Genomic DNA, 7,845 nt, shown 5'->3' on the forward strand with positions numbered 1-7,845 from the left:
CCGCGCATGGCAGGCCTTGGCCGGCCTCGACCTGCCGGCCTACGAGATCCGCTGCGGCCGCACCTGGGCCACTGATGGTGCGGCCACGCCCGCGCTGCTCGACGGCCAGGGCGAGGCCATCGGCTGGCAGGCCGGGCCCGTGCTCGGCATTGCGGCCCACGGCCTGTTCGAGGACGCCGGGGCGCTGCGGGCCTTGTTCGGCAGCCGCGTGCGCACGCTCGACGACAGCTTCGACGCACTGGCCGACCTGATCGACGACCACCTGGGCGCGGCCACCTTGCGCGCGCTGTTCAACGCCTGACCTCCAGCAAGCCTGATCCATGACCCAAGACATCGAATCCTCCCTGCCCGAACTCCCGCCGGCCCGGTTCGGCGACGACACTCTGCGCCAGTGCGTGCAGGCCGCGCTGGACGCCAAGACCAAGCCGCGAGGTTCGCTCGGTCGGCTGGAATCGCTGGCGCTGCAGCTCGCGCTGATCCAGCGCACCGAACGGCCGCGCCTGGTCGAGCCGCAGCTGGTGGTCTTCGCCGCCGACCACGGCATTGCCGCGCAGGGGGTCTCGGCCTACCCGCCCGAAGTGACGCGGCAGATGGTGCTCAATTTCCTGGCCGGCGGCGCCGCGGTGTCGGTGCTGTCGCGCCAGCATGGCCTCGCGCTGACGGTGGCCGACTGCGGCGTCGCGGCCGAGTTCGACCCGCATCCCGTACTCGCACGCCTGAAGGTGCCCGGTGTCGAACAGGGCACGGCCGACAGCAGCCAGGGTCCGGCGATGACCGCCACGCAGTGCGCGGCGGCCATCGCCAACGGGCGCCGGCTTGTGGCTGGCCTGCCCGGCAACGTGCTGCTGCTGGGCGAGATGGGCATCGGCAACTCCTCCGCGGCGGCGCTGCTGATGGCGCGCCTGACTGGGCAGCCACTGGCGCTGTGCACGGGTCGCGGCACCGGCTTGGACGATGCCGGCCTGGCGCACAAGCAGGCGGTGCTGCAGCGTGCGCTCGACGCCAATGCCAGTGCCATGTCCCCGCTGCAGGCCCTGGCCGCGCTGGGCGGCCTGGAGATCGCGACGATGGTGGGTGCCATGCAGCAGGCCGCGGCGACGGGGCGCGTGATCGTGGTCGACGGCTTCATCACCACGGCCGCCGTGGCCGTGGCGGCGACATGGCAGCCGGCCGTGCTGGCGCGCTGCGTCTTCGCCCACCGCTCGCAGGAGACGGGGCATGCGCGCTGGCTGCAGCACTTGGGCGCGCAGGCGCTGCTCGACCTGGACCTGCGCCTGGGCGAAGGTTCGGGCGCGGCGCTGGCCTGGCCGCTGCTGGAGTCGGCGTGCCGCGTGCTGGCCGAGATGGCGAGCTTCGCCTCTGCCAGCGTGAGCCGGTCCACGGCAGATGCTACGGGTGTCAGCCGATCGTCGTCATGACCGGGTTGCGGCACGAGCTGCGGGTCTTCTTCGTGGCGCTGCAGTTCCTCACGCGGCTGCCGGTGCCGCATTGGGTTGGCCACGAGTCCAAGCTGCTCCAGCGCGCGGTGCGTCACTTCCCGCTGGTGGGCGCGTTGATCGGCGCCACCGGTGCCGCGGTGGCGCTGGGTGCGCTGCAGCTGTGGCCGGCGACCGTGGCGGCAACGCTGGCAGTGGCGGCCACCGTGTGGCTCACCGCCGCCTTCCACGAGGACGGCCTGGCCGACACCTTCGACGCCCTGCTGGGCGCGGCCCCGCGCGAGAAGGCGCTGGCCATCATGAAGGACTCGCGCATCGGCAGCTACGGCGCGGCCGCGCTGTCGCTGCTGCTGCTGTTGCGCGTGCTGCTGCTGGCCGAGCTGCTGGCACGCGCGGCGCTGCCGGCCGCCGCAGCCCTGGTGGCGGCCCATGCGGCCGGGCGGGCCGGTGCGGTGGTGCTGATGCGCGCCTTGCCCTACGCAGGCGACGCGGCGCAGGCCAAGGCACCGTCACTGACGCGCGACACGCTGACGTTCGACGCCGTCTGGGCCGCGCTGATCGGCACGCTGGCGCTGGGCCTGGCGGCGGCCGTGCCGCCTTCCGGCATCCCGGCGTTTGCCGGCGCTTTCGGGGCCCTGGCTGTGATCGTGCTGGAGCTGCGCCGCTGGCTGCGGCAGCGCCTGGGCGGCGCCACCGGCGACACGCTCGGCGCAGCCGAACAGCTGGGTGAAGCAGCGGTGCTGCTGGCCTTCCTCGCGACATGGCCGCGTTGACATGGCAGCGGTGATCCACGCGTGGCGCCACCCGCGCGCCGACGGCGCCACCGGGCGCTGCATCGGCCGCACCGATCTCGCCGTCGACCCCGGCGCGCGAAGCGGCTGGCCCATCGCATCCGCGCCTTCGAGCGCCGCCATGGCCTGCCGCGGATCGTCGTCACCTCGGACCTGGCGCGCAGCGCCGCGGTGGGCCGATGGCTGGCCCGCTGGGGCTGGATGCACCGGGTGGATGCCGCGCTGGCCGAACTGGATTTCGGCGGCTGGGATGGTCTGCCCTGGCAGGCGGTGCCGCGCGACGCGTTCGATGCCTGGTGCGCCGCCTTCGAGCAGCACGCGCCCGGTGGCGGCGAGTCCGTTGCGGCCTTGCTGCAGCGCGTGCGCGGCTTCCACCCGGGCGATGCGCGCGCCGTCGTCACGCATGGCGGCTGGCTGTCGGCGGCGCTGTGGCTGGCACACAGCGATGGCACCGCGCCCCGCGGCGAGTCTTGGCCCGCGGCGCCACGGCACGGCAGCCGGACCGACGTGGTTTTGCAGGGGCTGGACCGATGACCGAGCTGCAGCCGACCGATGCGCGGGACGACGAGCCGGCGATGACGATTTCATCCGAGCAGCGGGACTTTCCGGAATGGCACCGCGGCCGACCCCGCTTTGCCGTGTGGGCCATCTCGCTGGACGACCCGGCCGTCGAACGGCGGCTCGACCAGGTGCGCGAAGCGCTGCATACTTGGCTGCTGCCCGGCTACAAGCGCCAGGCCCACATCACGCTGCACGTCTGCGGGTTTCCGGCCGCACGCCCAGAACATGCCGACGACTTCGGACCGGCCCAGTTGCAGGCCCATATCGATGCCATAGCGCGAGCCGCGCCGGGCCGCCTCGCGCTGCGCGTCGGTGGCGCCTTCAGCTTCGCCTCGGCCGCCTGCTTGCGCGTGCGAGACGACGGCAGTGCGCTGCAGCGGATGCGGGGGCACTTCGATCAGGCTGCGCGCAGCCACGACGTCACGCCCTATGTGCCCCACGTCACCGCCGGCCTGTATGCCGGCGCCTGGCCGATGCGCGAGGTGCAGGTGCGCCTGCACCGGCTGGCTGCGCTGCCGGACATCGAGCTGCCGGTGAACGCGCTGGACTGGATGGTCTACGACAGCCGGCGAATCGGCGGGCCGCTGTGCAGCCTGCTGCGCGTGGATCTGGCCACCCACCGTGTCGAAGAGCTCGCCCGCTTCTTTGCATGACCACGCTGGATCCACCGATGTCGAAAATTCCCCTGCAGCCGCTGCTCGACGATGCCGGCCTCGGCACCGGAAGATCTGGGGCATCCCTGCACGACATGCAGTCGCAAGCCGTGCATCACCGCCTGCCTGGGCCAAGCACTGGACAGCGGCCCCCTCGACATGCAGGCGTGCCGTCGCCAGCGGCTGGCCGAGAACGATCACCTCGAGACGGAGATCGGACCGATGAAGAAGCGATACACCGAGGAACAGATCATTGGTTTCCTGCGTGAGGCCGATGCCGGGCTGCCGGTCAAGGACCTGTGCAGGAAGCATGGCTTCAGCGAGCCGAGCTACTACGCCTGGAAGGCCAAGTTCGGCGGCATGAACGTCTCGGACGCGCAGCGGCTGAAGGCGCTCGAACTCGAGAACACGAAACTGAAGAAGCTGCTGGCCAACTCGATGCTCGAGATCGACGCGATGCGCGAGGTGCTCAAGGGAAAGTAGCGGCCGTGGCGGCGCGTCGCGAGGTGGTGAAGCAGTTGCAGGAGCGAGGCTTGAGCGAACGCCGTATGCGATGGGATGGACGCCCCCACCCGATAACGGCATCGACGTGCCAGAGTGAGCCTGTCTTGAATTTTGTGTGTGAGGCATAGCATGACGCCAAGGAGCATGTATGCCGAGCAAGACGAAGAACGCGGCGGTTGCCGCCAGGACAGCGGCGCTGCCGAAGATCCCGAAGGAGCTGCTTGACCAGATGCTGGCCGGCGGCGCGCCGATGACGGCCGAGCAGATCAACGCCACGACGATGGGTAAGCGTGCGGCGTAGGCCCTCTTGACGGACCCGACCTTACTCAGAGTTTGATCTGGCTGAGACGGTCGTCGGCCGCGGTGCTGTCGAACGCTGCTGGATCCCAGGCATCGACGCCGATCCACTCGACCATGTGCGCGTGTTCGGGGTCGTTGGGATCGGCCATGGCCCGCACGAAGTCGGCATAGCCGGGCACGCCGCCGCAATCCTCGGGCGGCGTCGCGCCGGCCCCGCCGATGCACAAGGGCAGCGTGAGCAGCGGGTCTGCGGGATGAGTCTTCTCAACGGTGATGCGGTGATCCCAGTAGTCGCCGAAGTCGTAGACATAGCTGAGGGTCGATGTGCGCAGCACCGTGGTCAACCGCACGTTCTCGCTGTTCATCGAGCCGGGTGGGTCGTACATCGGGTCAGCGCTGCCGTAGCGCTCGCCGTCTCCAGCGATGAACTCATGCAGGTGTGCGTGCCCCCAGCCGAAGGCGGCCTGGATCACCAGGTGCAGTCTGAGCAGCGTGATCGTTTGCGGAACCAGCACGCGGCGCCATACCTTGGGCTTCGTGCCGCGCAGCTCGATGCGCACTTGCAGGATGGCCTTGCCGGTGGGCGCGCGTAGTACCTTGGTCGCCATTGCTCAGGCTGCCTGTCGTTGTGGTTCTTCGCTGCGCCGGCCGATGTTCCACGGCAGCAGCTCCTCGATGCGGTTGATCGGGTGATCGGCGATGCGCTCGAACACCTCGCGCAGATACGCCTCGGGATCGAGCCCGTTGAGCTTGGCCGTCTCCACCAGGCTGTAGATCGCCGCAGCACGCTCGCCGCCTGCGTCCGAGCCGAAGAACAGGTAGTTCTTGGCGTCATGCATAAGCGAGCATGACCGCAATCATGCGAACTGCAGTCTTATGCGAATTCGGACGCCGCGTCGGTCGGGTCTGCCCTCGGCGGGAGGAATCGCTCTCGCCGCCGCTACTTCGCATGATCACAACGACCGCAGGAACTGCATCAGTCCCTTCGGTGGTCGGTACCGGGCCGGCTTGACCTCGGGCGGCTTCAGCCGCGCAAGGGCTCGCTGCTTCATCGCCAGGTCGGCCTCGACGTACATATGAGTCGTCGAAGGACTCTCGTGCCCGAGCCACAGCGCGATATCGCAGGGATCGGCGCCCGACTGCAACAAGCTCATTGCGGTCGAGTGTCGAACCAGGTGCGGGGACACCTTCAGCGCGGCGAGTTCGGGGTGAGTCTGAGCGGCCGCCGCGACCGCGCCCTTCAGCCGCTGCGCGACGTTGGCACGCGTCATCGGTTGGCCGTCGCGCCGCGGCAGCAACGCCGAGGCTGGCGCGAGCTGCGGGTTCAGCCGCAGCCAATGGCGTATCTCCGCGGCCGTCGCCTTCCACAACGGCAGCGAACGCTGCTTGCGCCCCTTGCCGTGCAGCCGGACGCACGATGTCGGTCCGAGGGCCACGTCGGCGACGCGGACGCCGATGAGCTCCGACACCCTGGCACCGGTGTTGAACATCAGCGTCAGCAACAAATGGTCGCGTTGTCCTAGCCAGGTCGTGGTCGGAACGTCGATCACCGCCAGCATCTGCTCGCGGGTCAGGAAGCCGACCATCTTGCGGTCGACTCGCTTCATCGGCACCGCCAGCGCACGCTCGATGACGTGCAGGTTGGCGACGTCGCGCCGGGCGGCGAACTTCAGGAACGCACGGGCAGGCTGCGCGACTTGTGGAACTTGGTCTGGCGTACCGTGAGCGTAGCGCCGGGCAGATCGAGATCGGCGAGCCGCAACTTCAAGGCTTCGGAGACGCGCAGCCCGGTCGCGGCGATGAGTCCGAACAGCGTCTTGTAGGTCAACGGGCGCAAGCCGCCCTGCGGTGTCATGCGACCGCACAGTTCGAGCAGATCCCGGATCTCCTGGTCGGTGTAGATGTGCGGAGCCAAGCGCCGATGGCCGCGGCCGAGGATGAACGGCGGCGGCACCTCGGTGGCAGGCTCGAATTGGCGGTGGTGGGCGGCAAAAGGCCGGATGATCTCGAGCCTGCGTGCTGCCGTGACCGAGCTGGTGCGCGTGACGTGCTCGCGCGCCCAGTCCAGCTGCAGCTCGAGCGTCAGCGGCCCGCGATGCCCTCTGGCGTCGGCGAAGCGGGCGAATCTGGCCAGCTCCGTGCCAGGGCTCTTCAGCTCGAAGCCAAGTCGACGGCGCTCTTCGAGATAGCGCTGCACGGCAGCGTGCATTCCCACGCCGCGGCTCATGATGCGCTCCCCGGCCACGGCATCGCCACTGCGGCAAGCCGCCCGGTGTCGACCTTGGCGTAGATCATCGCGGTGTCCAGTGCACGGTGGCGCAGCAGATCGGCGACCTCCTTGAGCGTGCCGCCGCTCGCCAGCAGCCGGCGCGCCAGCGTATGGCGCAGGATGTGCACGCGCGTGAACGGCAGCCCACAGCGCCGGTATGCCTGCCGTACGGTGTTGCGAACGACGTTGGGGCCGATCGGCTCGTCCAGCGGCGCCACGTGGCGAACGAAGACGCGTCGGTTGACGGTGGTCGGCCGCTCCGAACGAAGATACGCGGCGATGGCGCGCCCGGTGGCCCGCGGCAGTGGCAGCACGTCCACGCGGCGCGACTTGCCCTTGCCGATGCGCAGCGTGCCGGCCTCCCAATCGATGTCGTCAAGCTCCAGGCTGACGACCTCGCGTGCACGCAGCCCAAGGTCAACCAAGCAACGCACCATCGCATAGCCGCGCCGATGCGACGGCAACTCCGGCGGGAAGGCGTTCAGCAGCCGCGTCACGTCGCTGTTCGATAGCGTCTGCGGTAGCGGCGCCAATCTCCAGTGGGCCGGCGACGCGATGAGGGGCAGCAGGTGCGCCACCCGCGGCCCCTCGAGGGCGCGGTGGCGCAGGTAGCAGCGCAGCGCGCTCGCCATCGACCCGCCGCTGCCCGGGCTGATGCGCGAGAGTTCCTGAGCGATGAACCGGCGCAGGGTATCGGCGCTCGGCACGACCGTCACCTCCGAGCCGGCGGTGGCGCAGAACTCGAGCAGCGATCGAACGACGCTCAGTCGCCGAATGCGGGTGCTCTCGGCCAGACCCATTGCATGAAGCATGTGAGCGTCGAAGCGCTCCAACTGATCCTTGATCGGGTCGGGTCGGTCGCTGCGGACCAGCGCGCCGGCGTCGACCAGCGTGGTCAGCAACTGCCGCAGCGCAGCCCGGACTTGATGACGGACGCGCTGTACCGGCGGAGGGCAATTGCAGCTCGGCAGGTGCTCGTCAAGGAAGTGCCGGACGACCTCGTCGTCAAGATCTTGCGCGCGAATTCGGCGCCGGCAAGTCCAGCGGGCGAAGTGGACGACGCTGCACACGTACGCGTGCACCGTGCCGTGCGCATAGCGCCGCTCGAGGAGGCGGCGCACGTAGGCCGGTATGAAGGGCGCCAGATCGCTGTCGCGCAGCCACGCTGCGGGCACCGGATGAATGGACTCGAACGTATCCAAGAAGCTCTCCTGAAGTGGGGTTGCCACCGCAGGAGGCGCCTGCTCTTATGCGAAGTCCAGACCTCGATTGCAGCGCCGGTCGCCTTGACACGGTTCGCGTTGCTCGAAGGCTCCAACGACAAGTTCGCA

Annotated in this window: 9 protein-coding genes and 4 pseudogenes; 8 read left to right on the forward strand and 5 right to left on the reverse strand. The window is 69.5% G+C overall.

What is annotated here, in order from left to right; genetic code table 11:
- From Y694_RS24985 to Y694_RS24460, 7 genes and pseudogenes are all read left to right on the forward strand, one after another.
- Positions 1–301, forward strand: a pseudogene (locus tag Y694_RS24985) (cobyric acid synthase CobQ); the annotation flags it as partial.
- A 19-nt stretch (positions 302–320) separates the two neighbouring features.
- Complete coding sequence (gene cobT, locus Y694_RS18225; protein ID WP_036235103.1) at positions 321–1,418, forward strand: nicotinate-nucleotide--dimethylbenzimidazole phosphoribosyltransferase; 1,098 nt, start codon at positions 321–323, stop codon at positions 1,416–1,418.
- Complete coding sequence (cobS, locus tag Y694_RS18230) at positions 1,415–2,209, forward strand: adenosylcobinamide-GDP ribazoletransferase (protein WP_197028814.1); 795 nt, start codon at positions 1,415–1,417, stop codon at positions 2,207–2,209. The genes cobT and cobS overlap by 4 nt, the downstream gene beginning before the upstream one ends.
- A gap of 21 nt (positions 2,210–2,230) precedes the next feature.
- Positions 2,231–2,761, forward strand: coding sequence for a histidine phosphatase family protein (locus Y694_RS18235; protein WP_231497759.1), 531 nt, complete (start codon positions 2,231–2,233; stop codon positions 2,759–2,761).
- A complete protein-coding gene (locus Y694_RS18240; protein ID WP_051495876.1) occupies positions 2,758–3,441 on the forward strand; it encodes a 2'-5' RNA ligase family protein in 684 nt (227 codons plus the stop codon). The genes Y694_RS18235 and Y694_RS18240 overlap by 4 nt, the downstream gene beginning before the upstream one ends.
- 222 nt (positions 3,442–3,663) lie before the next feature.
- Positions 3,664–3,989 (forward strand): annotated as a pseudogene (locus Y694_RS24455) (transposase); the annotation flags it as partial.
- Between the two features lie 104 nt (positions 3,990–4,093).
- Positions 4,094–4,243, forward strand: a pseudogene (locus tag Y694_RS24460) (IS256 family transposase); the annotation flags it as partial.
- Between the two features lie 28 nt (positions 4,244–4,271).
- Here the strand turns inward: Y694_RS24460 and Y694_RS18250 are convergent.
- The 5 genes and pseudogenes from Y694_RS18250 to Y694_RS18270 all read right to left on the reverse strand — a co-directional run bounded on the left by Y694_RS18250 (position 4,272) and on the right by Y694_RS18270 (position 7,326).
- Positions 4,272–4,853, reverse strand: a complete 582-nt coding sequence (locus Y694_RS18250; RefSeq protein ID WP_036235105.1) for a plasmid pRiA4b ORF-3 family protein — start codon at positions 4,851–4,853, stop codon at positions 4,272–4,274.
- A 3-nt stretch (positions 4,854–4,856) separates the two neighbouring features.
- A pseudogene (locus tag Y694_RS18255) lies at positions 4,857–5,072 on the reverse strand (transposase domain-containing protein); the annotation flags it as partial.
- Positions 5,073–5,198: 126 nt separating this feature from the next.
- A complete protein-coding gene (locus Y694_RS18260; RefSeq protein ID WP_409072492.1) occupies positions 5,199–5,804 on the reverse strand; it encodes a tyrosine-type recombinase/integrase in 606 nt (201 codons plus the stop codon).
- 110 nt (positions 5,805–5,914) lie between these two features.
- Positions 5,915–6,472 carry a tyrosine-type recombinase/integrase gene (locus Y694_RS26860; RefSeq protein WP_081771391.1) on the reverse strand — a complete coding sequence of 186 codons (558 nt, stop codon included), beginning with the start codon at positions 6,470–6,472 and terminating at the stop codon, positions 5,915–5,917.
- On the reverse strand, positions 6,469–7,326 hold the full coding sequence (locus Y694_RS18270) for a tyrosine-type recombinase/integrase (protein WP_231497760.1): 858 nt from the start codon (positions 7,324–7,326) through the stop codon (positions 6,469–6,471). Before Y694_RS18270 ends, Y694_RS26860 begins: the two co-directional genes overlap by 4 nt.
- Between Y694_RS18270 and Y694_RS26170 the strand changes: the two genes are divergently transcribed.
- A partial coding sequence (locus Y694_RS26170) for a hypothetical protein (protein WP_231497761.1) occupies positions 7,318–7,845 on the forward strand: 528 nt, incomplete at its 3' end. The genes Y694_RS18270 and Y694_RS26170 overlap by 9 nt on opposite strands.

The organism is Methylibium sp. T29-B (assembly GCF_000576225.1).
GTDB lineage: Bacteria > Pseudomonadota > Gammaproteobacteria > Burkholderiales > Burkholderiaceae_C > Methylibium > Methylibium petroleiphilum.

Bases quoted from the DNA above. Each gene is read 5' to 3' on its own strand.
- cobT (WP_036235103.1), top strand. From the start codon at position 321: ATGACCCAAGACATCGAATCCTCCCTGCCCGAACTCCCGCCGGCCCGG.
- cobS (WP_197028814.1), top strand. From the start codon at position 1,415: ATGACCGGGTTGCGGCACGAGCTGCGGGTCTTCTTCGTGGCGCTGCAG.
- Y694_RS18240 (WP_051495876.1), top strand. From the start codon at position 2,758: ATGACCGAGCTGCAGCCGACCGATGCGCGGGACGACGAGCCGGCGATG.
- Y694_RS18250 (WP_036235105.1), bottom strand. From the start codon at position 4,853: ATGGCGACCAAGGTACTACGCGCGCCCACCGGCAAGGCCATCCTGCAA.
- Y694_RS18260 (WP_409072492.1), bottom strand. From the start codon at position 5,804: ATGCTGGCGGTGATCGACGTTCCGACCACGACCTGGCTAGGACAACGC.
- Y694_RS26860 (WP_081771391.1), bottom strand. From the start codon at position 6,472: ATGAGCCGCGGCGTGGGAATGCACGCTGCCGTGCAGCGCTATCTCGAA.
- Y694_RS18270 (WP_231497760.1), bottom strand. From the start codon at position 7,326: ATGCTTCATGCAATGGGTCTGGCCGAGAGCACCCGCATTCGGCGACTG.